This window comes from Umezawaea sp. Da 62-37 (assembly GCF_032460545.1).
Taxonomy (GTDB): Bacteria; Actinomycetota; Actinomycetes; order Mycobacteriales; family Pseudonocardiaceae; genus Umezawaea.
On the sequence record NZ_CP135965.1, the window covers coordinates 8,972,720 to 8,997,426 of the forward strand.

At 71.0% G+C, this 24,707-nt stretch carries 22 protein-coding genes; 11 read left to right on the forward strand and 11 right to left on the reverse strand.

What is annotated here, in order from left to right; translation table 11 throughout:
- Positions 1 to 141 precede the first annotated feature (141 nt).
- Positions 142 to 768, reverse strand: a complete 627-nt coding sequence (locus RM788_RS40855) for an alpha-ketoglutarate-dependent dioxygenase AlkB (RefSeq protein ID WP_315925347.1) — start codon at positions 766 to 768, stop codon at positions 142 to 144.
- Between the two features lie 77 nt (positions 769 to 845).
- Here RM788_RS40855 and RM788_RS40860 point away from each other — a divergent pair, with 77 nt between their 5' ends.
- Positions 846 to 1,457 carry a helix-turn-helix transcriptional regulator gene (locus RM788_RS40860; protein ID WP_315925348.1) on the forward strand — a complete coding sequence of 204 codons (612 nt, stop codon included), beginning with the start codon at positions 846 to 848 and terminating at the stop codon, positions 1,455 to 1,457.
- Positions 1,447 to 2,565: an aminotransferase class I/II-fold pyridoxal phosphate-dependent enzyme gene (locus tag RM788_RS40865; protein ID WP_315925349.1), complete on the forward strand. Its 1,119-nt coding sequence runs from the start codon at positions 1,447 to 1,449 to the stop codon at positions 2,563 to 2,565. Before RM788_RS40860 ends, RM788_RS40865 begins: the two co-directional genes overlap by 11 nt.
- Before the next feature lie 18 nt (positions 2,566 to 2,583).
- On the opposite strand, the gene RM788_RS40870 is transcribed toward RM788_RS40865, so the two are convergent.
- The gene (locus RM788_RS40870) at positions 2,584 to 3,096 is read right to left on the reverse strand and encodes a mycothiol transferase (protein WP_315925350.1); all 513 of its coding nucleotides are present in this window, start codon (positions 3,094 to 3,096) and stop codon (positions 2,584 to 2,586) included.
- 85 nt (positions 3,097 to 3,181) lie between these two features.
- Between RM788_RS40870 and RM788_RS40875 the strand changes: the two genes are divergently transcribed.
- The 6 genes from RM788_RS40875 to pgm all read left to right on the forward strand — a co-directional run bounded on the left by RM788_RS40875 (position 3,182) and on the right by pgm (position 11,473).
- Positions 3,182 to 4,636, forward strand: a complete 1,455-nt coding sequence (locus RM788_RS40875; RefSeq protein ID WP_315925351.1) for an FAD-dependent monooxygenase — start codon at positions 3,182 to 3,184, stop codon at positions 4,634 to 4,636.
- A complete protein-coding gene (locus RM788_RS40880; RefSeq protein WP_315925353.1) occupies positions 4,633 to 5,220 on the forward strand; it encodes an acyl-CoA-like ligand-binding transcription factor in 588 nt (195 codons plus the stop codon). Before RM788_RS40875 ends, RM788_RS40880 begins: the two co-directional genes overlap by 4 nt.
- A gap of 238 nt (positions 5,221 to 5,458) precedes the next feature.
- Positions 5,459 to 6,229 carry an ABC transporter ATP-binding protein gene (locus RM788_RS40885; protein WP_399341630.1) on the forward strand — a complete coding sequence of 257 codons (771 nt, stop codon included), beginning with the start codon at positions 5,459 to 5,461 and terminating at the stop codon, positions 6,227 to 6,229.
- Positions 6,229 to 8,757, forward strand: a complete 2,529-nt coding sequence (locus tag RM788_RS40890) for an FtsX-like permease family protein (protein WP_315925356.1) — start codon at positions 6,229 to 6,231, stop codon at positions 8,755 to 8,757. The genes RM788_RS40885 and RM788_RS40890 overlap by 1 nt, the downstream gene beginning before the upstream one ends.
- A gap of 13 nt (positions 8,758 to 8,770) precedes the next feature.
- Positions 8,771 to 9,778 carry an EcsC family protein gene (locus tag RM788_RS40895; protein ID WP_315925358.1) on the forward strand — a complete coding sequence of 336 codons (1,008 nt, stop codon included), beginning with the start codon at positions 8,771 to 8,773 and terminating at the stop codon, positions 9,776 to 9,778.
- A 57-nt stretch (positions 9,779 to 9,835) separates the two neighbouring features.
- A complete protein-coding gene (gene pgm, locus RM788_RS40900) occupies positions 9,836 to 11,473 on the forward strand; it encodes a phosphoglucomutase (alpha-D-glucose-1,6-bisphosphate-dependent) (RefSeq protein ID WP_315925360.1) in 1,638 nt (545 codons plus the stop codon).
- Positions 11,474 to 11,542: 69 nt separating this feature from the next.
- On the opposite strand, the gene RM788_RS40905 is transcribed toward pgm, so the two are convergent.
- The 3 genes from RM788_RS40905 to RM788_RS40915 all read right to left on the reverse strand — a co-directional run bounded on the left by RM788_RS40905 (position 11,543) and on the right by RM788_RS40915 (position 16,292).
- On the reverse strand, positions 11,543 to 12,721 hold the full coding sequence (locus tag RM788_RS40905; RefSeq protein ID WP_315925363.1) for an acyltransferase family protein: 1,179 nt from the start codon (positions 12,719 to 12,721) through the stop codon (positions 11,543 to 11,545).
- A 1,265-nt stretch (positions 12,722 to 13,986) separates the two neighbouring features.
- Positions 13,987 to 15,624 carry a lysine--tRNA ligase gene (lysS, locus tag RM788_RS40910; RefSeq protein WP_315925365.1) on the reverse strand — a complete coding sequence of 546 codons (1,638 nt, stop codon included), beginning with the start codon at positions 15,622 to 15,624 and terminating at the stop codon, positions 13,987 to 13,989.
- Between the two features lie 32 nt (positions 15,625 to 15,656).
- Positions 15,657 to 16,292, reverse strand: coding sequence for a hypothetical protein (locus RM788_RS40915; RefSeq protein ID WP_315925367.1), 636 nt, complete (start codon positions 16,290 to 16,292; stop codon positions 15,657 to 15,659).
- 18 nt (positions 16,293 to 16,310) lie between these two features.
- Here RM788_RS40915 and RM788_RS40920 point away from each other — a divergent pair, with 18 nt between their 5' ends.
- Complete coding sequence (locus tag RM788_RS40920; protein WP_315925369.1) at positions 16,311 to 16,496, forward strand: hypothetical protein; 186 nt, start codon at positions 16,311 to 16,313, stop codon at positions 16,494 to 16,496.
- On the opposite strand, the gene ilvA is transcribed toward RM788_RS40920, so the two are convergent.
- Positions 16,493 to 17,734: a threonine ammonia-lyase IlvA gene (gene ilvA, locus RM788_RS40925; RefSeq protein WP_315925371.1), complete on the reverse strand. Its 1,242-nt coding sequence runs from the start codon at positions 17,732 to 17,734 to the stop codon at positions 16,493 to 16,495. The two genes, RM788_RS40920 and ilvA, sit on opposite strands and share 4 nt — an antisense overlap.
- A gap of 65 nt (positions 17,735 to 17,799) precedes the next feature.
- Between ilvA and RM788_RS40930 the strand changes: the two genes are divergently transcribed.
- Positions 17,800 to 18,576 (forward strand): isocitrate lyase/PEP mutase family protein, encoded by a 777-nt coding sequence (locus tag RM788_RS40930; RefSeq protein ID WP_315925373.1) that lies wholly within the window; start codon positions 17,800 to 17,802, stop codon positions 18,574 to 18,576.
- A 418-nt stretch (positions 18,577 to 18,994) separates the two neighbouring features.
- Positions 18,995 to 19,246, forward strand: coding sequence for a DUF732 domain-containing protein (locus RM788_RS40935; protein WP_315925376.1), 252 nt, complete (start codon positions 18,995 to 18,997; stop codon positions 19,244 to 19,246).
- Between the two features lie 6 nt (positions 19,247 to 19,252).
- Here the strand turns inward: RM788_RS40935 and RM788_RS40940 are convergent, their stop codons facing one another.
- The 5 genes from RM788_RS40940 to RM788_RS40960 all read right to left on the reverse strand — a co-directional run bounded on the left by RM788_RS40940 (position 19,253) and on the right by RM788_RS40960 (position 24,684).
- Positions 19,253 to 19,726, reverse strand: coding sequence for a MarR family winged helix-turn-helix transcriptional regulator (locus tag RM788_RS40940; RefSeq protein WP_315925378.1), 474 nt, complete (start codon positions 19,724 to 19,726; stop codon positions 19,253 to 19,255).
- The gene (locus tag RM788_RS40945; protein ID WP_315925380.1) at positions 19,704 to 20,792 is read right to left on the reverse strand and encodes an LLM class flavin-dependent oxidoreductase; all 1,089 of its coding nucleotides are present in this window, start codon (positions 20,790 to 20,792) and stop codon (positions 19,704 to 19,706) included. The genes RM788_RS40940 and RM788_RS40945 overlap by 23 nt, the downstream gene beginning before the upstream one ends.
- A 75-nt stretch (positions 20,793 to 20,867) precedes the next feature.
- On the reverse strand, positions 20,868 to 22,007 hold the full coding sequence (locus RM788_RS40950) for a CU044_5270 family protein (protein WP_315925382.1): 1,140 nt from the start codon (positions 22,005 to 22,007) through the stop codon (positions 20,868 to 20,870).
- Positions 22,000 to 22,608, reverse strand: coding sequence for an RNA polymerase sigma factor (locus RM788_RS40955; RefSeq protein WP_315925384.1), 609 nt, complete (start codon positions 22,606 to 22,608; stop codon positions 22,000 to 22,002). The genes RM788_RS40950 and RM788_RS40955 overlap by 8 nt, the downstream gene beginning before the upstream one ends.
- A gap of 60 nt (positions 22,609 to 22,668) precedes the next feature.
- Positions 22,669 to 24,684: a prolyl oligopeptidase family serine peptidase gene (locus RM788_RS40960; RefSeq protein ID WP_315934886.1), complete on the reverse strand. Its 2,016-nt coding sequence runs from the start codon at positions 24,682 to 24,684 to the stop codon at positions 22,669 to 22,671.
- Positions 24,685 to 24,707: the final 23 nt, after the last annotated feature.

Here is a 24,707-nt window from a genome sequence, read left to right on the forward strand (position 1 = left end):
GTGCGCGTCAGGGCATCAGGCTGTATGGAGTAAAAATTCCCACGGAATTTACTTGGCATCAGCGAAGGATGTCCTTCATGGCCGGGAAAATGACTCCTGTTGGATTTTCACCGGCTGAACCGAAAGAACGCGAGAGGTGCGTCAGCGGACGCCGCGAGGCCGGAACTGGACGCTGACGCGCGGTCCGACGGGCTTCGCCGTCTTCGGGATCGCGTGCTCCCACGTCCGCTGGCACGAGCCGCCCATGACGATCAGGTCGCCGTGTCCGAGCGCGTGCCGCACGGTCTCGCCACCGCCGCGCGGCCGCAGCAGCAGGGCGCGCGGGGCGCCGACGGAGACGATCGCGACCATCGTGTCCTCGGTGGCGCCTCGACCGATCGTGTCGCCGTGCCACGCCACGCTGTCGCGCCCGTCGCGGTAGTAGCACAGGCCCGCGGTGCGGAACGGCTCGCCGAGCTCCGCCGCGTAGTGCTCGCTCAACGCGGTCCGCGCGACCTCCAGCACGGGGTGCGGCAGCGGCGCGCGCTCGTCGTAGAAGCACAGCAGGCGCGGCACGTCGACGACCCGGTCGTACATCTGCCTGCGCTCGGCCACCCACGGCACCCCGTCGGCCAGTTCGGCGAACAGCTCCGACGCCCCGCTGAGCCAGCCCGGCCGCACGTCGACCCACGCGCCGCGGTCCAGCGCGGTGCGCCGGACGGAGGTGAGTCCGCGGAGGCCGATCTCCTCCGAGTCGTCGAACAGCGACGCCTGCACGGGTACCGACATGCCCGGCAGCGTAACCCAGGTCGAACGGGTGTTCGAGTCTGGACGTTTTGTCCATCCAGGATGTAACGTCCAGAACCATGGACGCCGCGACCCGACTGGCCCCGGTGTGCGAGGCGATCGCCCGCCTGCTCTCGCCGCACGCGGAGGTGATCCTGCACGACCCGGCCACCGACCGGATCGCCGCGATCTGGAACCCGGTGTCGGGTCGGTCGGTCGGCGACCCGTCCCTGCTCGGCGAACTCCGCTCGACCGGTCAGGACGTCCACGGCCCGTACCCCAAGTCGCTGTCGGACGGACGGCGGCTCTCCAGCGTCAGCGCGGTCGTGCGCGGCGCGGACGGCGACGCCGACCTCGTGCTCTGCGTCAACGTCGACCGCACCGCGTTCGACGAGGCCGCCCGGCTGCTCGCCGCGTTCGCCGCCCCGGAGGCGGGGCGGCCGGGGGCCCTGTTCGAACGGGACTGGACCGAGACCCTCAACGACGTCGTCGGCTCCTTCGTCCGCGAGGTCGGCACCCCGGTCGACCGGTTGGCCAGGGACCAGCGCCTGACCGTCCTCGGGCGACTCGACACCGCGGGTGTCCTCGGCCAGCGCCGGTCCGCTCCGGTCGTGGCGCGGGCGCTGCGGATCTCCCGATCCGCCCTCTACCAACTGCTCGCCGACCTGCGTGAGGATCCCGATGCTCCCTGAGTTCCGGCTGGAGTCCTACTTCGCGCGCTGGGAGTTCGCCGCCCGGTACCACCTGACCGCCTCGGACGCCCAGACGCTGTCGCTGACCGAACTCCTCGCCCTGGCCGACGACGACGGGCGCGAGCGCTGGGAGTCGCTGACCCTGGGCTACAGCGAGACCTACGGCCTGCGCGCGCTGCGGGAGGCCGTCGCCGACACCTACGACACCGTCGAGGCCGAGGACGTGCTGTGCTTCGCGGGCGCCGAGGAGGCGCTGTACCTGGCGATGACGGCGCTGCTCGACGCGGGCGACCACGTCGTCGTGATCACGCCGAACTACCAGGCCGCGGAGACGATCCCGCTGTCGGTGTGCGAGGTGAGCGGGGTCGCGCTGCGCGCCGACGACGGCTGGGCGCTCGACGTGGACGCGGTCGAGGCGGAACTGCGGCCGAACACGCGGATGGTGTCGGTCAACTTCCCCAACAACCCCACCGGTGCCGTGCCGGAGGTCGACACGTGGACCCGGCTCGTGCGGCTGTGCGAGGAGCGCGGGATCCTGCTGTTCAGCGACGAGGTCTACCGCGGCCTCGACCGCGGGCCCGCCCTGTCGCAGGCCGCGGACCTGTCGCCCACGGCGCTGTCGCTCAACGTCATGTCGAAGGCGTACGGCCTGCCGGGGCTGCGGATCGGCTGGATCGCCTGCCGCGACAGGACTCTGCTCGCCCGCCTCGACCACGCCAAGCACTACACGTCCATCTGCAACTCCGCGCCGAGCGAGGTGCTGGCGCTGATCGCGCTGCGCGCCCGCGACCGCGTGCTGGGGCGCAACCGGGGGATCGTCGCCGACAACCTGCCGCTGTTCGACTCGTTCTTCGCCCGCTTCCCCGACCTGTTCGAGTGGGCGCCGCCGCGGGGCGGGTGCGTCGCCTACCCGCGCTACCTGGGTGCCGACGGCGTCGAGGCGATGTGCGCGGACCTGGTCGAGCAGGTCGGCGTGCTGTTGTTGCCCGCGAGCATCTTCGGCTCCGAGCTGACGGCCACGCCGACCGACCGGTTCCGCGTCGGCGTCGGCCGCCTCGCGCCGGGGGAGGCCCTCGACCGCTGGGCGGACTGGCTGGAACGGCGGTGACGGCGGGCGCCGCGGGCGTCACCCCAGCAGGCCCCGCACGAACGCCGCCTGCCCCGCGTGCTGGAGGTCGTCGGAGACGACGCTGACCAGCCGGACGGCCAGCGTCACCGGCGGGTCCCAGCGCTCGTCCACGACGCGGCCGAAGTCCTTGTCCGCCAACGTGCGCACGTACTCGGTGGACGCCCGGTGCACGGCGTCGTGGTAGCCGAGCAGCTGGTCGGCCGTGCGCCCGCCGACCGCGTCGACGTCGTCGGAGCCGTGGCCGTAGCCGGTGTCGGAGTCGTCGAACGGGAGGCCGAACTTCCTGGCCCAGCCCTGCGCCGTCCACACCTGCTCGACGCCCGCCGCCTCGGCGAGGTGGTCGTCCTGGATGCGGGTCAGGTGCCACACCAGCCAGGCGATGGAGTTCGCCGTCCCGCCGACGCGGTGGGCCAGCTGCTCGGGGGTGAGGCCGTCCGCGGCCTGGTGGGTCACGTCGCGGACGCGGTCCAGGGCGTCGGTCAGGAGTGCGGTGCTCGTCTCGGTGCTCATGCCACGACCGTAATCCCGTCGGCCGGGGCTGTCCCGTTCAGAACTGTTATTGACTATCAATTGATACTGAGTAACACTTCGATGTATGACGACAACAGTGGTGGGCGCCGGTCCGACCGGACTGGCGCTGGCGTGCGGCCTGCTCGGAGCAGGCGTCCCGGTGCGGCTGGTCGACGCGGCGCAAGGCCCCGCCGTCACCTCCCGCGCGCTCGGCCTCCAACCGCGCGGCGTGGAGGTGCTCGACCGGCTCGGGGCGCTGGGCGACCTGCCGGACCGGTCGATCGGCGTCGACAGGATCGCCATCGTGGTCGGGGGGAAGCCCTTGGGGGAGTTGAAGGTCGGGCAGGTGACGAAGCTGGTGAAGCGGCCGGGACTGCTGATCTCGCAGGCCGAGGTCGAGGGCGAGTTGCGGCGGCGGTTCACCGATCTCGGTGGTGCGGTCGAGTGGGGCACCGCGCTCACCGGCGTCACCCAGGACGACCACGGCGTGCTGGTGACGACCTCCGACGGCGGGCAGGCGCGGACGGACTGGCTGGTGGGCTGCGACGGGGCGCACAGCGCGGTGCGCAAGGCCGTGGGCATCGGCTTCCCCGGCGTGCCGCTGGTGGAGCGGTTCCTGCTCGCCGACGCGCACGTCGACCTGCCGCACCCGCGCGACGCCGTCGCCGTGTGGCTCGACGGCGAGGACATGCTGGCCGCGTTCCCGTTGCCGGGCACCGACCTGTGGCGGCTGATGGCGCCCGCGCCCGCCGGTTTTCCCGACGACGGGGACATCGCCGCGATCATGGGGGAGTCGTTGCGCGAGCGGGCTTCGTTGCCGGAAGCGGAGGTGAAGTCGACGGACTGGACGTCGAGCTTCCGGTTCCACCGCAGGCTCGCCGACACCTACCGGGTCGGCCGGGTGCTGCTCGCGGGCGACGCGGCGCACATCCACAGCCCGTTCGGCGGGCAGGGCATGAACACCGGGCTCGGCGACGCGGAGAACCTGGCGTGGAAGCTCGCGCTGGTCGCGTCCGGGCACGCCGAGACCTCGTTGCTGGACACCTACGAGGGCGAACGGCGGCCGGTGGCGGAGGGGGTGCTGTCGTCCACGAGCGGGATGACGAAGCTCATGGTCGGCGGAGGGCTGAGGGCCACCCTGCTGCGCGACCGCGTGGCGGTGCCGATGATGAACCGGGGCTTCGTGCAGAAGGCGATCTGGGAGCGGTCCTCGCAGCTCAGGATCAGCTACCGGCGCGGCCCGCTCGGCGGCCACCGCTTCGGCCGCGGCCTCCGGCCCGGTGACCGCGTCCCCGACCGGCCCGTGGTCCTGGACGGCCACCCCGACAGGCTGCACGCGCTGCTCGGCCACCGCTGGGTGCTGTTCGGCGGCGAGCAGTCCGCCGCCGTGGCGCGCAAAAGGCTGGGGGAGGAGCGCGTGGTGGTGCTGCCCGCCGACGGCGACGCGACGCTGATCCGCCCCGACGGCCACCTCGCGTGGCGCGGCCAGGAGGCACCCGGCGTGCTGGACGGGAGGCTGACCGGCATCCTTGGCGGGTGAGCACGCCAGCACCGGGACTGCGGGAACAGCGGAAAGCCCGGACCAGGAAGGCCATCCAGGAGCACGCGCTGCGCCTGTTCCTGGCCGACGGCTACGACGCCACCACCGTGGAGCGGATCGCGTCGGCGGCCGGGGTGTCGCACATGACGTTCTTCCGCTACTTCCCCAGCAAGGAAGCGGTCGTCGAGAACGACGAGTACGACCCGCTGCTGATCGGGTTCATCCGCGCCCAACCGCCCGAACTCGGCCCGCTCACCGCGCTGCGCAACGCCGTCGTCACCGGGATGCGCGAGGTCTACGACACCGACAAGGACGCCCTGCTCGTCCGCACCCGGCTCGTCCTCACCACCCCGGCGCTGCGCGGCCGCCAGTGGCGCAACGGCGACAGCACCCAGCAGCTGTTCGCCGAAGCCCTCGCCACCCGCACCGGCGGCGAGATCACCTTCGACCTCCGCGTCCTGGCCGCCGCGGTGCTCGGCGCGCTGTCCACGGCGCTCACGGTGTGGGTCGAGGGCGACGGCGCGGAGGACCTGCCGACGCTGATGGAACGGGGCTTCGACGCCCTAGGCCGTTTGGACGCGTAGTCAGGGTCGGTCGGAGGGTCGGCGGGAATGCCGATCGGGCGGAATTCCTTGCTGTGCAAGTGGATTCGTCGGAAGACGCCGTCTCGCTGTCGGTGGTGTCGGAGTTTCGAAGGCTTCGCCTTCGAGGCTGAACCCCTAGATCGTGCCGGGGTGGGCCCCGGCCGAAGATCGGGCACGTTCCCGACGCGCCGCAACCGCCCGATCGACAGGATTTCCCCCAACACCAGTAGCAGGGGAAATGGGGGATCCGGTGACGGTGACGATGCAGACGTCGACGTCCGCCGCGGCCAGAGCCGTGGGCGTGACGAAGGTCTACGGCTCGGGGGAAGCGGCCGTGACCGCGCTCGACGGGGTCAGCGTGGAGATCGAGCGGGGGCGGTTCACCGCGATCATGGGGCCGTCCGGGTCGGGCAAGTCGACGCTCATGCACTGCCTGGCGGGGCTCGACGACGTGGACTCCGGTGAGGTGTTCGTCGGGGACGCGCGGGTGACCGGGTTGCGGGACAGGGGTTTGACGGACCTGCGGCGGACGAAGGTCGGGTTCATCTTCCAGCAGTTCAACCTGCTGCCCACGTTGACCGCTGAGGAGAACATCCTGCTGCCGCTGGCGATCGGCGGTCGCAAGGTGGACCGCGCTTGGTTCGACACGGTGGTCGACACCGTGGGCCTGCGCGACCGGTTGGGCCACCGGCCCACGCAGCTCTCCGGTGGTCAGCAGCAGCGGGTGGCGTGCGCCCGAGCGCTGGTCAGCAGACCCGAGGTGGTGTTCGCCGACGAGCCGACCGGCAACCTGGACTCGCGGTCCGGCGCGGAGGTGCTGGGCTTCCTGCGGCGGTCGGCGCAGGAGTTCGGGCAGACCGTGGTGATGGTGACGCACGACGCGAACGCGGCCTCGTACGCGGACCGGGTCATCTTCCTCGCCGACGGCCGGATCGTGCGCGAGTTGTTCGAGCCGACCGCGGAAGCCGTCCTCGACACCATGAAGCACCTCGACAGCGGGGTCGCGTGATGTTCAGGGCCACCCTCAAGAGCCTGATGGCGCGCAAGCTGCGCCTGCTGCTGTCCGGGCTCTCCGTCGTGCTCGGCGTGATGTTCGTGTCCGGCTCGTTCGTGCTGACCGACACGCTCGACCGGTCGTTCGACTCGCTGTTCTCGAGCGTCTACACCGGGATCGACGCGCAGGTCGGCGCCAAGTCGAAGACCGGGAGCGACGGCGACGACGACTTGACGGACGTGGCGGCGACGCTGCCCGCGTCCACGTTGGACGCCGTGCGGGGCGTGTCCGGCGTGAAGGCCGTGACCGGCGACGTGGTGGGCTCGGCCCGTGCGATCGGCAAGGACGGCAAGGTGCTGACCACCAGCGGCGCGCCGAGGTACGGCGAGGCGTGGGGCGAGGACCTGTCCGGCCAGCGGGTGCTGCGCGAGGGGCGCGCCCCGGCGGCGGAGAACGAGATCGCGCTCGGCGGCTTCCTGGCCAAGTCCGGCGGGTTCGCCGTCGGCGACGACATCGCCGTGCTCACGTCGCTGCCGAAGGAGACCTACGAGGTCGTCGGCGTGTACGGCTACCAGGGCGGCCGCGACTCGCTCGGCGGCGAGCTGACCATGGGCTTCGCGCCCGCCACCGCGCACCGCGTGCTGCTGGGCGAGCCGGACACGTACAGCACCATCACGGTCCAGGCGGCCGACGGCGTGTCCCAGGACGTCCTGCGCGACCGGATCGCGGCCGCGGTCGGCGCCGACGTCCAGGTGAAGACCGGCACCGAACTGGCGAAGGCGCAGACCGACTCGATCGGCGAGGGTCTGGAGTTCTTCAACTACATCCTGCTCGGCTTCGCCGGGATCGCGCTGTTCGTGGGCACGTTCATCATCTTCAACACCTTCTCGATCATCGTGGCGCAGCGCACGAAGGAGCTCGCGCTGATGCGGGCCATGGGCGCGAGCCGCAGGCAGATGATGACGTCCGTGGTGCTCGAAGGGCTCGTCATCGGCGTGGTCGCCTCGATCGTCGGCCTCGGCGCGGGCGTCGGCGTGGGAGCGCTGCTGGCGAACCTGTTCGCCACGTTCGGCGGCGGCAACCTCCAGCTCGCGGGCGTCGGCCTCCCGGCCGCCGCGGTGATCTCCTCGTTCGCCGTCGGCATCCTCGTCACGGTGGCCGCGTCGGTGTTCCCCGCCGTCCGCGCCTCCCGGATCGCGCCCGTCGCGGCGATGCGCGAGGCCGCGACCCCGGACCGGCCGCTGACCAAGCCGACCATCGCGGGCGCGGTGCTGTCCGCCGTCGGAGGCACGACGCTGGGCCTCGGCCTCGCGAACGGCGTGCTGTGGATGGTGTTCTCCGGCATCCTGGTCGCGTTCCTCGGCGTCGCGCTGCTCACGCCGCTGCTCAGCAAGCCGGTCGTCGCGGTCGTGGGCGGGCTGCTGTCGTGGTCGACGCCGGGCGCGCTCGGCCGCCGCAACTCCGCCCGCAACCCGCGCCGCACGGCCGTCACCGCCGCCGCGCTCATGGTCGGCATCGCGCTGATCACCGGCGTGAGCATCGTCCTGACCTCCGCGCAGGCCAGCCTCACCAAGGTCGCCGAGACGCAGGTGTCGGCGGACCTGATCATCGGCGACGACTCGGGTGCGTTCGCCCCCGAGGTGCTCGACGAGGTGGTGTCGACTTCCGGCGTCGAGGCCGCGTTCGGCTTCCGGTCGGACACGGCCCTGGTGGACGGCAAGCGCGAGCACCTGCTGGCGGCCACCGACTACCCGGCCATGCGGCGGCTGTTCGGCCTGACGGCGACGCAGGGCTCGTTCGACGCCGTCACCGGGCGCACGCTCGCGGTCGACGAGGACGCCGCGCGGGCGCGGAACCTCACGGTGGGCAGCACGGTGACCGTGCAGCTGGCCAAGGGGGAGGCGCGGACGTACGCGGTCGCGGTCGTCTACGCCAAGAACGGCGTGGTGGACGGCTTGCAGATCTCGCCCGACGCGGCGGCCGACTTCGCCCGTCCCGACGTGTCCGAGGCCTACGTCGAGGTCGCCGCCGGGGCGTCCGTCCCCGAGGTGAAGAAGCGGGTCGAGGCGCTGTTCGCGGACAACCCCGAAGTGTCCGTGCAGGACCGCAGCGCGTTCGTGGAACAGCAGGCCGCGCAGCTCGACACCGTCCTGCTCATGGTGCAGATCCTGCTCGCGCTCGCGATCCTCATCGCGGTGCTCGGCGTGATCAACACGCTGGCCCTGTCCGTCATCGAGCGGACCCGTGAACTCGGCCTCCTGCGCGCCATCGGCATGCGCCGGGGCCAGGTCATGCGGATGATCACGGTCGAGTCGGTGGTGATCTCCGTGTTCGGCGCGCTGCTCGGCCTGCTGGTCGGCAGCGGGCTCGGCGTGGCCACCGTGAAGGCGCTCGAGGACCAGGGGATCACCGAACTCGGGTTCCCCTGGGCGCGAATGGGTACCTACCTGGCTGTGGCGGCGGTGGTCGGCGTGGTCGCGGCGATCCTGCCGGCGATCAGGGCGGCACGGCTGAACGTCCTGAACGCGATCTCGTACGAGTAGGTAGGTTGGTGGGATGTCGTTCCGCAGCGGGATGTCCGAGTACGACGGCAAGGCGTGGGACGCGCTCATCGAGAGCGAACAGCCCTCGGAGCGCTCCTTGCTGCCCGCCGTCGTGCGGAACCGCCTGCAGCGCACCGGCGAGGTCGCCAAGCGCCGCATCGACTCTATCCCCGGCTCCGAGCAGTTCCAGGGGATGCTGATGAAGGCGCTCGGCGGTTTCACCGACCTCGGGTCGCGTGCCGCGCGGGCCAGCGTCCGGTCGGGCGCGGTGGTGAAGGCGTTCCAGAAGCGCGGCCACGCCGTCCAGACCCTCGACGACATCCGCGAGCTGCCGCTCAGCGAGATGGACAGGGTCAAGCCGCGGCTCGACATCGCCTACATCACCGCGTCCACGCTCCAGGGCGCCGCCGCCGGGCTCGCCGTGTCCGGCGGCGAGCTGCTCGGGGTCGCGAGCGGCGGCGCGCCGGGCGCGGGCGTGGTGATCGGCGCGATGGCCGCCGACGCCGCCGCGGTCCTGGTCGCGAGCCAGCGGGCGGTCGCGCACGTGGCGGCCTACTACGGCTACGACCTGACCCGGCCCGAGGAGCAGATGTTCGCGCTCGGGGTGCTGAACCTCGGCACGTCGTCGGAGATGACCAAGGCGGCCGCCTACCTGGAGCTGAACAAGCTCGTGCAGGGCCTGGCCCGCAAGTACACCTGGGACCAGCTGCGGCAGAACGTGGTGACCAAGGTGGTCGAGCAGGTGTACGCGCAGCTCGGCATGCGCCTCACCCAGCGCAAACTCGGCCAGGCCGTGCCCGTGGTCGGCGTCCTGATCGGCGCGGGGCTGAACGCGAAGACCCTTTCGCGGGTGGTCGACGACGCCGAGCACGCCTACCGCAAACGGCACCTCCAGGAGAAGTACGGCATCGTCGACAACGTGCCCCAGCCGACCGTGACGGCGGAGCGCGACGACACGATCCCGATCGTGGACATCCTGGACGCGGAGATCGTCGAGGCGGAGCCCGACGTGTCCCCTTGACCTCGGTGTGCGCGCGGGGTCTGCTTCAACCCGCAGCCCAGAGCGAGGAGAAACCCCGTGGCAGTCCACCCGCGCGCAGGTCAGCCCGCGACGCGAGCCGACCTGGTCGACGTAGCGCACCTGGTCACGTCGTACTACGCGGAGCACCCCGATCCGTCGGTCGCCGAGCAGCGGGTCGCGTTCGGCACGTCCGGCCACCGCGGGTCGGCGTTGAAGATCGGCTTCACCGACGACCACATCGCCGCGGCCGCGCAGGCCGTGTGCGAGCACCGCGCGCGCGTCGGGATCACCGGGCCGCTCTACCTCGGACGCGACACGCACGCGCTGTCCGAACCGGCGTTCGTGACGGCGCTGGAGGTGTTCGCGGCCAACGACGTGCACGTGCTGGTCGACAGCCGCGACGGCTACACGCCGACGCCCGCCGTGTCGCTGGCGATCCTCACGCACAACGCGGGCCGCGCCGACGGGCTCGCCGACGGCGTGGTCGTGACCCCGTCGCACAACCCGCCCGAGGACGGCGGCTTCAAGTACAACCCGCCGGACGGCGGCCCGGCCGACTCGACCATCACCAAGGGCATCCAGGACCGGGCGAACGAACTGCTCGAAGCCGGCCTCGGAGGCGTCAAGCGCATCCCGATCTCCCGCGCCCGCCAGGCCGCGAAGCCGTTCGACTACCTCGGCCTCTACGTGTCCGAACTGCCCTCCGTGGTCGACCTCGACGCCATCCGCTCGGCCGGTGTGCGCATCGGCGCGGACCCGCTGGGCGGCGCGAGCGTCGCCTACTGGGGTGAGATCGCCGATCGGCACAACATCGACCTGACCGTGGTGAACCCGGTGGTCGACGCCACGTTCGGGTTCATGACGCTCGACTGGGACGGGCGCATCCGGATGGACTGCTCCTCGCCGTACGCGATGGCGTCGCTGATCGAGCGGCGCGCCGAGTTCGACGTCGCTACCGGCAACGACGCGGACTCCGACCGCCACGGCATCGTCACCCCCGACGCGGGTCTGATGAACCCGAACCACTTCCTCGCCGTGGCCATCGACTACCTGTACTCGCACCGCGACGGCTGGTCCTCCTCCGCCGCCATCGGCAAGACGATGGTGAGCTCGTCGATCATCGACCGGGTGGCGTCGTCGCTCGGCCGGCGGTTGGTGGAGGTGCCGGTCGGGTTCAAGTGGTTCGTGCCGGGGCTGTTGGATGGGTCGATCGCGTTCGGCGGCGAGGAGAGCGCCGGGGCGTCGTTCCTGCGGCGCGACGGTCGGGTGTGGACGACCGACAAGGACGGGCTGATCCTCGCGCTGCTGGCGTCGGAGATCATCGCCGTGACCGGCAAGACGCCGTCCGAGCGGTACCGCGAGCTGACCTCGTCGTTGGGCGACCCGGTGTACGCGCGGATCGACGCGCCCGCCACCCGTGCGCAGAAGGCGGCTTTGGGGGCGTTGTCGCCCTCGCAGGTGGCCGTGGAGGAGATCGCGGGGGAAAAGATCCTCGACCGGTTGACGAACGCGCCCGGCAACGGGGCCGCGGTGGGCGGGTTGAAGGTCGTGACGGAATCCGGCTGGTTCGCCGCCCGGCCGTCGGGGACGGAGGACGTGTACAAGCTGTACGCGGAGTCGTTCAAGGGGCCGGAGCACCTGGCGTTGTTGCAGCAGGAGGCGCAGTCGGTGCTGGACGGTGTGCTCGGCACGTGAGCCGAGGCCGGGGGACTCGCACTGGGCGAGTCCCCTTGGGGCGCTCGTGCGGGAATGCCCCGCCGGTCGTCAGGCCGAGTCGGTAGCGGTGGCCACTCGGGGGTCCGGCGTGCGGCGCGGCCTGCTCCAGTGCCGCATGGCGGGCCGTTCGATGAACGAGTGGATGCCCCACGCGATCAGCAGCGTCACCCCGCACAGCACCAGCGCGATGCCGATCGCCACCGGGATCGACCAGCTCACGGACATGCCGATCGCGACGTGCGTGTAGTACAGCACCAGGAAGTGCACCATGTAGAAGGCGAACGACAGCTCACCGAGCCAGATCATGCCCTTGGCCCGGAAGACCGACGACGTGCCCTCGATGTCCGCTTTCGCGCCTGCCAGCAGCACGAGTCCCAGCGGCACCACCAGCGGCATGGTGAGGCCGAACACCGTGGGCGCCAGCAGCAGTTCCAGCGCGAACCCGACCGCCAGCAGTCCGATGGCGGCGGGCATCCGGAAGGGGACGCGACCACCGGTCCGGACGAGTTGGCCGAGCACGACGCCGAGCGCGAAGTCCAGCGCCCGAGCGGGCGGGAACGACACGAGCAGCCAGTTCTGCATCGCCGACATCTGCATACCGGGCAGCAGCGGGTCGGAGGACACGACCAGGTAGACCAGCAGGGGCAGCAGCATGGCCGCCGCGGCGACCCCGCCCGCCCACCACCACAACCGGTCGGGCCTGATCCGGGCGACCAGCGCCGCCAGCCACGGGAACAGCAGGTAGAACAGCAGTTCGCAGCTCAACGTCCAGCTGGGGACGTTGATCGAGCCCATGACGACCGGGTCGGACGTCCACGCCTGCACCAGGAACAGGCTCGGCACGATGCGGGCGCCGGTGATCGCCTCGCCCGCCCACAGCGCGATCACGATCGCGGCCAGCCACGTGAACACGTGGACGGGGTAGATCTTGGCGAATCGGCGCCGCCAGAACCGGGGCTTGGTGTCGTCGGCGCGCCGCGACCACATCAGCACGAAGCCGCTGAGCATGAAGAAGAACTCCACCCCGAGCCAGCCGGAGCCGAGCGTGTAGCGGGTCAGCCAGGCGGTGACCTCCGGTGAGAAGTACCCGAGGGCCGACACGTGGCAGGTGAAGACGAAGAACGCGGCGATGAAACGCATTCCCGTGAGCGAGGGCAGTCGACTCGCGATGGTGTTCGCATTCGGCCCAGTGGTCAGGTCGGTGGTGGGGCGCGGGGTTGACGTCATAATGCCGCCTCCCCGTGGGAGAGCTTTCCACGAATCGTGAAGGGCTTCTCCGCGCGGCTCGGGCGGACGTGTTCGTCCCGTGGTGGGTCGAAAATTTCGGGCGGCAGGAACTGTGACATGGCGATCAACATAGAAGTCGATGACTCGCCTGACAATACTTTTTCGTGCTTCGAACGCGTTTCGAAATGATGCGGTGACGCGCTCTCGCGGCCGGGTGAAACGCACGCTTCCGCACCGACTGGACCGCCCCGGCGCTCGCCCGTCCGCCAGTGCGGTTCGCCGGTTTCGTCCCGGAAGGTCCTCGTCGGACCGTCCGCGTCGAGGACGGCCGGGCGCACGATCGTCCGGGCGCCCTCCTCCTGTGTCCGCACGATCCGAAGGCCGCCGTCATGTCGGCGGGCTCGACCGCCCTCTTGTCAGGGTGGAGTTGATCTTTGCGGTCAGGCGCGAAGACGTTGCCCGCCCTTTGAAACGCGAGGATGGGTGTATGGCGATATCGCCGTTGATCATCCGAGAAAGCGGGTTCAAGGTGCGTGGATGGAGATGGGAAGGGATTCTTTCGCCGTGCTGTCGAATGTGGTGATGCTGGGTTCAGTTTTGCTGTTTTTCGCTGTCGAAAATTCGGGGATCAGGATCATGGACGTGCCGTGTGGCAGGTCGTGAACAACCTGGACGGCACTGCGCCCTGTCCGACGGGAATGGGCGCCACCCCGTGGACCGGTTCGTCCACCTCCTGCTCGGTGGATTACTTCGGCACGGCCGAACGTCGACACCACGGCGCTGGTCGCGAGTGCGCAGGGCGCCACCACCCGCTCCGGATCGCCGACCGGCTGCTCGACCAGGGACCGGCGGGCAGCGGGCGACCGGAATGAGAAAAAATGGGGAAAATTCGCTCGGTTCCCGCTTCCGTCGCGGCAGGCCCGCTTTGTGCCGCCACCACGGTTCCGCCGTAAGTGCGAGTGCCGCCACCGAGTCCGGGCCTACGGCGCAAGGCGAGTGCTGACCGGTGATGTGCGGCACGGCGCGCATTCCCGGTACGAGCCGGTTCCGGTCGGGTGGCATTTTCGGGACAGGCGCGTCCGGGGGCGGTCACCGCATTCGGATCGTGAAAAGCGGCCCGGTCCGGGCTTGCTCGGTGCCGCTCTCACAGGGGGCCGAGGTCGGCAGGCCTCCTGAGCGCCACCCGGCGTTCGCACTGGCGCACAACGGAAGTCGGGCCCGGTCGCGATGACCGGACCCGACTTCGTGCGAGCGGTGCCGCCCGCTCAGTCCGACAGCAGCTTGCGCACCCGGCCGGCGCCCACGGCCAGCAGCAGCGTGGGCAGGCGAGGGCCGGTTTCGACGCCGACCAGCAGGCGGTACAGCAGCGCGAAGAAGGTGCGCTGCGCGACCTTCAGCTCCGGCGTGGGCTTGGTGTCCCTCGGCAGGCCCGCCTGGTCCTTCGGCACGCCGTAGACCAGATCGGTCAGGCCGTCCAGCGACCAGTGGCTGTCGAGACCCTGGAGGAGCAGGCGCAGGGACTCGCGCTGCTGCTCGTCCAAGGACTGGATCAGGTCCACGTCGGCGTGCTCGCGGACGCGGGTCCGCTGGTCCAGCGGGACCTGGTTGGTGATCCAGTGCTGGGCGCGGTCGAGCCGGGGGCGGACCTGGTCGAGCGACTCGATCGGCCGTTCCGGGTCCAGGTCGCGGACGATGCGGAGCGTCTGCTCGGGGTCGCCGGTCGTGATGTCCACGATGGACGCGAGCGTGCGGTAGGCGATCGGGATCGGCGTGCGGGGCAGCGTGCCCTCGGCCGTGCGAACCGCGCGGTCGTGCGCCGTCACGTCGACCGGCACGGCGGTGCCGTCGGCGATCTTGCGCTCCAGCGCGTCCCACTCGTCGTAGGTGCGCTGCACCTCCTGGTCGAACGCGACCTTGAACGACTGGTTCGGCTTGCGGCGCGCGTACAGCCAGCGCACCAGCGGGGCCTCCAGGATCTCCAGCGCGTCACCGGGCGTGGGCACGCCGCCCTTGGAGCTGCTCATCTTCGCCATGCCGGAGATGCCGACGAACGCGTACATCGGGCCGATCGGCTGCTTGCCGTCGAACACCTCGCGCACGATCTGACCGCCGACGACGAACGACGAGCCGGGGGACGAGTGGTCCACACCGGACGGTTCGAAGACGACGCCCTCGAACGCCCAGCGCATCGGCCAGTCGACCTTCCACACGAGCTTGCCGTGCGTGTGCTCGCTCAGCAGCACGGTCTCGCTGTGCCCGCAGACGCAGGTGTAGGTCAGCTCGGTGGTCTCGTCGTCGTAGGACGTGACCGTCGTCAGGTCGCGGTCGCACTCCGAGCAGTACGGCTTGTACGGGAAGTACTGCTCCTCGTCGTCCTGTTCGGTGGCGGGCTTGTCCTTGGTGCGGTACCGGTCGAGGATCGCGTCGATCTTCGCGCGCTCCTTCACCGCCAGCAGCACCTGGTCGCGGTACGCGCCGGACGTGTACATCCGCGTCTGGCTGACGCCGCGGTAGGTGATGCCCAACTCCGCGAGCGCGGCGATCATCGGCGCCTTGAAGTGCTCGGCCCAGTTCGGGTGCTCGCTGCCCGCGGGCGCGGGAACGGACGTCAGCGGCTTGCCGATGTGCTCGGCCCACGTCGGGTCCACGCCGACCGGCACCTTGCGGAACCGGTCGAAGTCGTCCCACGACAACAGGTGCACGACGTCGTGGCCCCGGCGGCGGATCTCGTCGACGACCAGGTGCGGGGTCATCACCTCGCGGAGGTTGCCGAGGTGGACCGGACCGGACGGGCTCAGGCCCGACGCGCAGACGATGGGTTTGCCGGGCGCCCGGCGTTCGGCTTCGGCGATGACGTCGTCCGCGAAACGGGAGACCCAGTCGGCCTCGGTCTGAACCTGCATGGGGCGATTGTCCTACGGCGTGCCGAACGACCTCACTCCGGGATGTCGACGGCGATCTCCGCGCTCAGCTCCGCGCCCAGTTCGAGCTTGAGCTTGTCACCGCTCCAGAACCGGCCGGGGTCGTACCAGTTCACCCGCCGCCCAGCGGGCAGCAACCCCATCGCCTCGTAGGTCACCGCCACGACCTCCGCGCAGTACGCCGTCTCCAGCGTCGCGTCCGACGCCCCCTTGCGCACCTTCGGCAACCGCCCCCGCAGCCACCGCGTCGCCAGCTTCGCCGTCGACGGGAACGGCGTCCCGTCCAACCGCGCGATCGTCTTCAGCACCGCGTCGTCGGTCTCGCGGGTGTGCGTGTGGTCCAGCTGCCGCAACCACGCCCGCTGCCCGTACCGGTTCGCCCACACCAGCACCGCGCTGCGCAGGTCGTGCAACTGCACCCCGCGCTGGTGCGTGCCGGTCCACATGTCCGTCAACGACCGGCCCAGCTCGGCGTGCCACATGAGCGGCGGCAGGTCGTCGATCACCACCGCCATGCCCACGTGGTTGACCGGGCTGTTCGTCGTCATCCGGATCGCCCGGTCCGCCGCCGAATCGCCCCTGAACAGCCAGACGTCACCGGTGCGCGTGAGGTTGACGGCTTCGTCCAGGGTGATCCGCGTTTCGGCCATGGGAGGTAGCCTAGGCAGATGAAGTGGTGGAAGCTGCTCGGGCTCGCGGGCGTGGTCGGCGTGGCGGCCACCGGGGCGGTCGTCGTGCGCGCCGAGCGGCAGCGGCAGGCGTACACGCCCGACGAGATCCGCGACCGGCTGCACGCCCGCATCGCGGAGGCGGAGCCGGAGCCGGTGGAGTCGGTCGAGCAGGTGAACCCCTAGATCAAGAACCGGTAAGCCGTGCTCCCCGGTGCGACGTGCTGGATCTTCAGCGGGCTGGCCTTCATGCGGGACCAGAGCGGGTCGTAGTCCTCGCGGCTGCCGATTTCGACGCCGCAGAGGGCGGCGCCGGTTTCGCGGTTGTCGCGTTTGACGTACTCGAACAGGACGATGTCGTCGTCCGGGCCGAGGACTTCGTCGAGGAAGCGGCGCAGGGCGCCCGGCTCCTGGGGGAACTCGACCAGGAAGTAGTGCTTGAGGCCGCGGTGGACGAGTGAGCGTTCGACGACCTCGGAGTACCGGCTGACGTCGTTGTTGCCGCCGGACAGCAGGCAGACGACGGTCTGGCCGGGGTCGACGACGACCGATTCGGCCAGTGCCGCGGAGGCCATGGCGCCCGCAGGCTCGGCGATGATGCCGTCGACCTGGTAGAGGTCGAGCATCTCGGTGCAGATCTGGCCCTCCGACACCGTGACGAGGGACGCGCCCGAGTCCCTGACCAGGGGGAAGCTGGTGTCGCCGACGCGGCGGACGGCGGCGCCGTCGACGAAGGTGTCGACCTCGGGGAGCTTCACGGGGCCGTCGGCGGACAGGGCGGCGATCATGCTGGCGGCGCCCGCGGGCTCGACGCCGACGATGCGGGTGGACGGGAACTCGGCGGCGAGCCACGTGCCGAGGCCCGCGAGGAGGCCGCCGCCGCCGACGGGGACGACGATGACGTCGGGGGCGTGGCCCAGCTGGCTGATGATCTCCAGGCCGACGGTGCCCTGGCCGGTGATGGTGCGGATGTCGTCGAACGCGGGCACGACGGTGGCGCCGGTCGCGGCCGCGTGCTCCAGGGCGGCGGTCGCGGCGTCGTCGTAGGTGTCGCCCTCGACGACCAGTTCGACCATGTCGCCGCCGAGCGCGGCGATGCGGTGCCGCTTCTGCCGCGGGGTGGTGCTGGGCACGTAGACCCGGCCGCGCACGCCCAACCGCTTGCACGCGTACGCGACGCCCTGCCCGTGGTTGCCCGCGCTGGCGCACACGGCGCCGGCCGCGCGTTCGGCCTCGTCGAGCTGCGACAGCAGGTTGTACGCGCCGCGCAGCTTGTACGAACGGCCGACCTGGAGGTCCTCGCGCTTGAGCAGCACGTCGGCCCCGGTCGCGGCCGAAAGCCGGTCGTTGCGCTGCAACGGGGTGGTCAGGGCGACCCCCGACAAGCGCTGTGCGGCCGCGGACACGTCATCGGCGAAGGACATGACCGCACATACTCCTCCGTCCGGCCCAACGTGCGCGCGCGAGGTGGGTCAATAGGCTGGAGGCCATGACCTCACTCGCCGCCAAGGCCACCGCACTGCTGGACCTGCACACCGCGCCCGAACTGCTGAAGGTCGTCAACGTCTGGGACGTCATCACCGCCAAGGTGGTGGCCGACGTCGAGGGCACCAGGGCGTTGGCCACCGCCAGCCACTCCATCGCCGCCTCCTACGGCTACCCGGACGGGGAGCAGATCCCCGTCGACCTGATGATCGAGGCCGTCGGCCGGATCGCCGCGGCGGTCGACCTGCCCGTGACGGCCGACCTGGAGGGCGGGTACGGCGACGCGGGTGAGACGGTCCGCAAGGCGATCGGCGTCGGCATCGTCGGCGCGAACCTCGAGGACCAGATGAAGCCGCTGTCCGAGTCGGTGGCCGCAGTCGAGGCCGCCATGAAGGCGGGCGAGGCCGAGGGCGTGGCGTTCGTGCTCAACGCGCGCACGGACGCGTTCGTCAAGGCGGGCGACCGCGACCCGGCCGAGGTGCTCGCCGACGCGATCACCCGCGGCAAGGCCTACCTGGACGCGGGCGCGCCCGTCGTGTTCGTGCCCGGCAAGCTCGACGAGGCCGCCGTGGAGGCGCTGGTGGAGGCGTACGGGCCGCGGCGGCTCACCGTCATCGGCGCACCGGGCAGCCTGCCGCTCGCCCGGCTGGAGGAGTTGGGCGTGGCCCGCGTGTCCTACGGCCCGTTCAGCCAGCGCGTCGCGCTGACCGCGCTGGAGGACCTCGTCCTCGACGTCATCGCCGGCGGCGGCCTCCCGGCCGACGTACGCCCCCTCAACTAAGCGCGAGTCGAACCTCCAGACACCCCGTGTCGAACGCTCAGGCACCCCCGTTCGTGTCCGAGCGAGAAGTGCGCGGTGCCTGAGTGACGGACTCGGGGTGTCTGGAGGTTCGACACGGGGTGTCTGAGCGTTCGACTCGCGGGGGTACCTTCGGGGGTTGGGTTGTTCGGTGATGGTTTGGAGTGTTGTTTTGAGGTATGGGCTTGTGGTGGTTGTCGCTGTTGGGTTCGTTGTCGGGGGTTGTGGTTCGTCGACCCCCACCTCAGCTCCGGTCTCGTCGTCGGCGAGTTCGTCGGTCTCCACTTCGGCGTCGGCGAGCGTGAGTGCTTCCGCGCAGGCCTCCGTCCAAGCCCCGGCTGCGTCCGTGTCGCCCCCGGTGGTGACCAGTACGGGTGTGCCGCCGGTTCTGGTGCCGCCGGTGGGTACTCCGGTCGTGCCGCCGCGGCCGGACGACAAGGGGGCGGCGTACCTGGACGCGCTGACATCGGCGGGTGTGCCGAGGAGCGCCAGTGGCGCCACGGAGATCCAGATCGCGCAGGGCGTGTGCACCCAACTGGCGCAGGGCAAGTCGCGGCAGAAGCTCGTCGAGGACATCGCGGCCGTCGGCGGCCTGATGACCGACGACCAGGCCGACGCGCTGGTGACCGCCGCGGAGCAGCACTACTGCTGAGGCAGGTCAGTCCGGAATGGACTCCTGGGCCAGCCTGAGCTTGTCGCACAACCGTTGCAGCGCAAGCAGTTCCTCGTCGTCGAGCGCCTGACCGACGTAACGGCGGATGCCTGCGGCGTGCCGTCGGCCCACCGAGCGCTGCATGGCGAGGCCAGCGTCGGTGAGCACGACGACCGTGCCACGCCCGTCGGAGCGGTCCGACTCACGCCGGACCAGGCCCGCCTCCGAAAGCCGTTCGACCATCCTGCTGAGCGACGGCTGGCTGAGCAGGACCTCGCGGTTGAGGTCGCGCAGCCGGGCCCGGTGGTCCGGAGTGCGGCTCAGGGTGAACAGCACGTCGTACTCGCGCAGGCTGATCGGGTCCCAGACGTCGTCGGCCGCGAACCGCCGCAGGAGCGCGGACTGCGCCCGGAAGAGCGCCTCCCACGACTCCGCGGCGAGTTCGGTCAGATGGCGCTCAGGCGACGGGGACGGCGGCACGGGCCAGCTTCCTCGACGCGTGGGTGGGCGGGTCGGAGGGGACGTCGGCGGGCCTGCGGGCGTCGAACTCGCGGCGCAGTTCCGGCGCGATCTCGCCGAGCATGTCGAGCTGCTCCAGGACGACCTTGAGCGGCAGCCCGGCGTGGTCGAGCAGGAACAGCTGGCGCTGGTAGTCGCCGAAGAACTCCTGGAACGTCAACGTCTTCTCGATGACCTCCTGCGGACTCCCGACCGTCAACGGGGTCTGCGCGGTGAAGTCCTCAAGGGACGGACCGTGGCCGTAGACCGGCGCGTTGTCGAAGTACGGGCGGAACTCGCGCACGGCGTCCTGGGAGTTGCGGCGCATGAACACCTGACCGCCCAACCCGACGATCGCCTGGGCGGCGGTGCCGTGGCCGTAGTGCTCGAAGCGCTCCCGGTACAGGTTGATCAGCCGGATGTAGTGCTCCTTCGGCCAGAAGATGTTGTTCGCGAAGAACCCGTCGGCGAAGTAGGCGGCGATCTCGGCGATCTCCGGGCTGCGGATCGAGCCGTGCCACACGAACGGCGCCACGCCGTCGAGCGGGCGCGGGGTGGAGGTGAAGCCCTGCAACGGGGTGCGGAACTTCCCTTCCCAGTCCACGACCTCGTTGTCCCACAACGCGCGCAACAGCTGGTAGTTCTCCACGGTCAGCGCCATGCCGTCCTGGATGTTCTTCCCGAACCACGGGTACACCGGCGCGGTGTTGCCGCGGCCCAGCATCAGGTCCACCCGGCCGTCGGACAGGTGCTGGAGCATCGCGTAGTCCTCGGCGATCTTCACCGGGTCGTTGGTGGTGATCAGCGTCGTGGACGTGGACAGGATCAGCCGCTCGGTGCGGGCCGCGATGTGGCCCAGCAGCGTCGTCGGCGACGACGGCACGAACGGCGGGTTGTGGTGCTCACCGGTGGCGAACACGTCCAGGCCGACCTGCTCGGCGTGCTCGGCGATCGTCACCATCGCCTTGATGCGCTCGTGCTCGCCGACGGTGGTGCCGGTGGTGGGGTCGGGGGTGACGTCCCCGACCGTGAAGACGCCGATCTGCATGGTGCCCCTCCCGAAGTCGATGCGTTTGCATGGACATCGGGGTCAACACCGCGCGGACCGGCGCCTATTCCCCGACTAGCCCGCCGGGACCACGCCGATGGCGTCGGCGACCCTCGTCGTCACGGAGACGCTGCCGGTCACGGTGCCCGCCTCGATCCACGGGTAGTCCGCCTGCGCCTTCGCGACGGTCCGCTCGCCGATGACCTCGCCCTTGTCCGGGTCCACGATCAGGTCGCGGCGCTCCTGGTCGCCGTCCAGGCCGAGTGCGAGGCCCTTGCGCCCGTCCGGGGTGGTCGCCTCCTCGACGACCTTCACGCCGTCGATCTTCGCCATCGCGCGCAGCAGGTCGCCGCGCAGGTCGGCGGGCATGATCCCGGAGTCCAGGAACTGGATGCCGAAGTGGAACATCGTGCCGGGGGTCGAGCCGCGCTGGGAGGTGTAGTCCTCGAGCCACGCCAGCAGCTGGTCGGGGTCGCGGGGGAGGTTCTCGTAGAACGCGGGCTGACCCATGTCGGTCTCGTCGCCGCAGACCTTCTTCGGCTTGGCCTTGGGGAAGAAGTCGCCGCACGCGCCGCGCCGCTCGCCCATGTCGGTGTCCATCGGCTGGTACGCGGGCACCTCGGACGCGGGCGTGGAGCTGCCGATCAGCTTCGCGTCACCGGGGACGCGCTTCTCCAGCCACTCCTGCGTCACGTCCCGCGGGATCCAGGTCTGGTAGGTGATGTCGGCGAGGTAGGTGTAGCCGGTCGGGGCGCTCACGACCTCCTGCGGGGTCCCGGTCTGGAATCCGCGCAGGTAGGAGCCCTTGACCTCGATGTACCGGTACTGGCCCGGCTTCAGCTCCGGGTCCTTCGCGGTGATCTTGTCCGCCGCGTCGTTCAGGACCTGGGACGCCGAGAGGAGCGACACGTCGCGCTTGGTGGGCTGCTGCGAGGTGGTCGGCTGCGCCACGGGCTGCGCCGGTGCTCCGCCGCCCCCGCCGATGACCACGACGCCGCCCACGATCGCGGCCGCCGCCGCCGCGGCGACGCCGACGACCAGGCCACGGCGCCGAAAGGGCGACTTCGACGCAGGCGGACCCTCCGCGGCCGCTTCCCGCATCAGCTTCTCGCGGGCGTCGGTCAGGGGTCGGTCGGACATCCGGGCCTCCAGGTGCAACGCGGCGAGCGCCTCGTCGAGTTCTCGGTCGGGGTTGTGGGCGCCGCGGTCAGTCATCGCGGTTCTCCTCGTCGGTGCGGAGGTGTGCTCGGAGCTTGTGGCGCACCCGGTGCAGACGCGACCGGATGGTGCTGGCGGGCACGCCGAGGGCGACGGCAACCTCGGTCGGTTCGAGCCCGGCCCACGACGTCAGCAGCAGCACGTCGCGTTCCTGCTCGTTGAGCCCGGCCAGACCGTCGGCGAGTTGTCTGGTGTGCCGCTGGGCGTCGAGCCGGTCGACGATCTGCCCGTCGTGGTCGGCCCCGGCCTCCCTGAGCGCGAACACCCGCGCGGAGGCCCGGTAACCGCGGACCTCCGCGCGGATGTGGTTGCGCACCAGGTTGGTGGCGATCCCGTACAGCCAGCCGCGCACGGGCGCCTGCGCCGGGTCGTAGCTGGCGCGTCTGCGCAGCGCCACCAGGAACGTCTCGGCGACCAGGTCGTCGGCGACGTCCACCCCGACTCTGCCCGCCAGGTAGCCGTGCAGGGCACGGGCGTACGCGTCGAACAACGCGGCGAAGGCGGCCGTCGGTTCCGCGTTCGCCAGGTCGGGACGCGGGTCGGCGGCGCCCGGAGCGCGCTGCTCTTGTTCGGCTCTGCGTTCCTCGATCCGGTTCACGCCAGTTCTTGTCCGGGCACCTCGGGAGCGTCCCCGAACAGTGCGGGCGTGTGACCTAGGTCACTTAGTCAGGTGGTTCCAGAGGAACGTGTACGCGAGCGCCCACATGAACGCCGACTGCTCGCTGTCGGCCGCGCCGCCGTGCCCGCCCTCGATGTTCTCGTGGTAGGGGACGTCGTAACCCAGCTCCCGCAACCGCGCCACCATCTTGCGCGCGTGGCCGGGGTGCACCCGGTCGTCGCGGGTGGAGGTCGTGAACAGCGTCGGCGGGTACGGCTGCCCCGCGCGGACGTTCTGGTAGGGCGAGTACTCCGCCAGGAACTCCCAGTCGCCGGGCTCGTCGGGGTCGCCGTACTCGGCCATCCACGACGCGCCCGCGAGCAGCAGGTGGTAGCGCTTCATGTCCAGCAGCGGCACCTGGCACACGATCGCGCCGAACAGCTCCGGGTAGCGGGTGAGCATCACGCCCACCAGCAGACCGCCGTTGCTGCCGCCGCGGATGCCCAGCCGTTCCGGCGTGGTGATGCCGCGCGCCACCAGGTCGCGGGCCACCGCCGCGCAATCCTCGTACACCCGCGGCCGGTTCTCGCGCAGCGCGGACTGGTGCCACTCCGGGCCGTACTCGCCGCCGCCGCGCAGGTTCGCCACGACGTACGTGCCGCCCCGCGACAGCCACCCGAGCCCGGCGACGGTGTTGTACGCGGGCGTCAGCGACACCTCGAACCCGCCGTAGGCGTACAGCAGCGTCGGCCCGCCCTCGGCGCCCGGCGGCGTGACGACGAAGTACGGGATCCGAGTGCCGTCGTCGGAGGTCGCGAAGTGCTGCTCGACGACCATGCCCTCGGCGTCGAAGAACGCGGGCGCCCGCTTGAGCACCTCGACGTCGCCGCCCACGTGCCCCAGCCGCAGTTCGGTCGGCTCGGTGAACCCGCCGGAGGCGATCATGTACTCGTCGCCCTCGTCCGGGTCGGTGCCGACGACGTCGGCGGTCTCGAACTCCCGCACGCCCGCCAGCGGTGCCCGCGTCCAGCCGTCCGGGCCGGGCGTGAGCACCTCCATCCGGGTCCGCACGTCGTGCAGCGTGGTGATGATCAGGTGGTTGCGGGTCCACGCGTGGCCGCTCAGCGACGTGTGCGCGTCCGGGGTGAACAGTGGGGTCAGGTCCCGCCCGCCCGCGAGGAAGTCGTCGAACCGCGTCACCAGCAGCGCGCCCGCGGGGTGGGTCGTCCCACCGACCGTCCACGCCGTGCGCAGGGTGACCAGCAGCCACTCGCGGTGCGAGTCGACCTCCGCGTCGTCGGGCACCTCGATGCGGACCAGTTCGCCGTCGGCCGCGCGGTGGAAGTTCTCGGCGGTGTAGAAGGTCACCCCGCGCCGCACGAGCGAGCGCTCGAAGCCCTCGGTCGGGTCGTGGAAGGCCCGGATCCACACGTCGTCGACCTTGCCCGAGTACACGGTGGCGGCCTGCTCCAGCGGGGTGCCGCGCCGCCACTCCTTGACCACCCTCGGGTAGCCGGAGCTGGTCAGCGAGCCGGGTCCGAAGTCCGTGCCGACGTAGATCCGGTCGGCGTCCAGCCAGCCCACCGCGCCCTTCGCCTCGGGCAGTTCGAAGCCGTCCGGGACGAACTCGCGCGCCTCCAGGTCGAACTCGCGCACCACGACCGCGTCCGCGCCGCCCCGCGACAGCTCGACCAGCGCCCGCCGGTGGTCCGGGCGCAGCACGGCCGCGCCCTTCCACACCCAGTTCTCGCCCTCGGCCGCCCCGAGGGCGTCGACGTCGAGCAGCACGTGCCACTCCGGAGCCTCGGTGCGGTAGGACTCCAGCGTCGTGCGCCGCCACAGGCCGCGCGGGTTGGCCGCGTCCTGCCAGTAGTTGTAGAGGAACCCGCCGCGCCGCCGGACGAACGGGATCCGCGCGTCGGAGTCCAGCGCCGCCTTGATCTGGCCGCGGAGGGTCTCGAACCCCTCCGACGAGGCCAGCGCCGCCGTCGTCCTGGCGTTGTGCTCCCGGACCCACGCCAGGGCGTCGTCACCGCCCACGTCCTCGAGCCACAGGTACGGGTCTTCGGCGGGCACGGCGAGTTCCTCGGTCATCCGAC

What these genes read in the sequence shown, in the direction of transcription:
- RM788_RS40855 (WP_315925347.1), bottom strand. Translation starts at nt 768, where the DNA reads ATGTCGGTACCCGTGCAGGCGTCGCTGTTCGACGACTCGGAGGAGATC.
- RM788_RS40860 (WP_315925348.1), top strand. Translation starts at nt 846, where the DNA reads ATGGACGCCGCGACCCGACTGGCCCCGGTGTGCGAGGCGATCGCCCGC.
- RM788_RS40865 (WP_315925349.1), top strand. Translation starts at nt 1,447, where the DNA reads ATGCTCCCTGAGTTCCGGCTGGAGTCCTACTTCGCGCGCTGGGAGTTC.
- RM788_RS40870 (WP_315925350.1), bottom strand. Translation starts at nt 3,096, where the DNA reads ATGAGCACCGAGACGAGCACCGCACTCCTGACCGACGCCCTGGACCGC.
- RM788_RS40875 (WP_315925351.1), top strand. Translation starts at nt 3,182, where the DNA reads ATGACGACAACAGTGGTGGGCGCCGGTCCGACCGGACTGGCGCTGGCG.
- RM788_RS40885 (WP_399341630.1), top strand. Translation starts at nt 5,459, where the DNA reads ATGGGGGATCCGGTGACGGTGACGATGCAGACGTCGACGTCCGCCGCG.
- RM788_RS40890 (WP_315925356.1), top strand. Translation starts at nt 6,229, where the DNA reads ATGTTCAGGGCCACCCTCAAGAGCCTGATGGCGCGCAAGCTGCGCCTG.
- RM788_RS40895 (WP_315925358.1), top strand. Translation starts at nt 8,771, where the DNA reads ATGTCGTTCCGCAGCGGGATGTCCGAGTACGACGGCAAGGCGTGGGAC.
- RM788_RS40905 (WP_315925363.1), bottom strand. Translation starts at nt 12,721, where the DNA reads ATGACGTCAACCCCGCGCCCCACCACCGACCTGACCACTGGGCCGAAT.
- lysS (WP_315925365.1), bottom strand. Translation starts at nt 15,624, where the DNA reads ATGCAGGTTCAGACCGAGGCCGACTGGGTCTCCCGTTTCGCGGACGAC.
- RM788_RS40915 (WP_315925367.1), bottom strand. Translation starts at nt 16,292, where the DNA reads ATGGCCGAAACGCGGATCACCCTGGACGAAGCCGTCAACCTCACGCGC.
- RM788_RS40920 (WP_315925369.1), top strand. Translation starts at nt 16,311, where the DNA reads ATGAAGTGGTGGAAGCTGCTCGGGCTCGCGGGCGTGGTCGGCGTGGCG.
- ilvA (WP_315925371.1), bottom strand. Translation starts at nt 17,734, where the DNA reads ATGTCCTTCGCCGATGACGTGTCCGCGGCCGCACAGCGCTTGTCGGGG.
- RM788_RS40930 (WP_315925373.1), top strand. Translation starts at nt 17,800, where the DNA reads ATGACCTCACTCGCCGCCAAGGCCACCGCACTGCTGGACCTGCACACC.
- RM788_RS40945 (WP_315925380.1), bottom strand. Translation starts at nt 20,792, where the DNA reads ATGCAGATCGGCGTCTTCACGGTCGGGGACGTCACCCCCGACCCCACC.
- RM788_RS40950 (WP_315925382.1), bottom strand. Translation starts at nt 22,007, where the DNA reads ATGACTGACCGCGGCGCCCACAACCCCGACCGAGAACTCGACGAGGCG.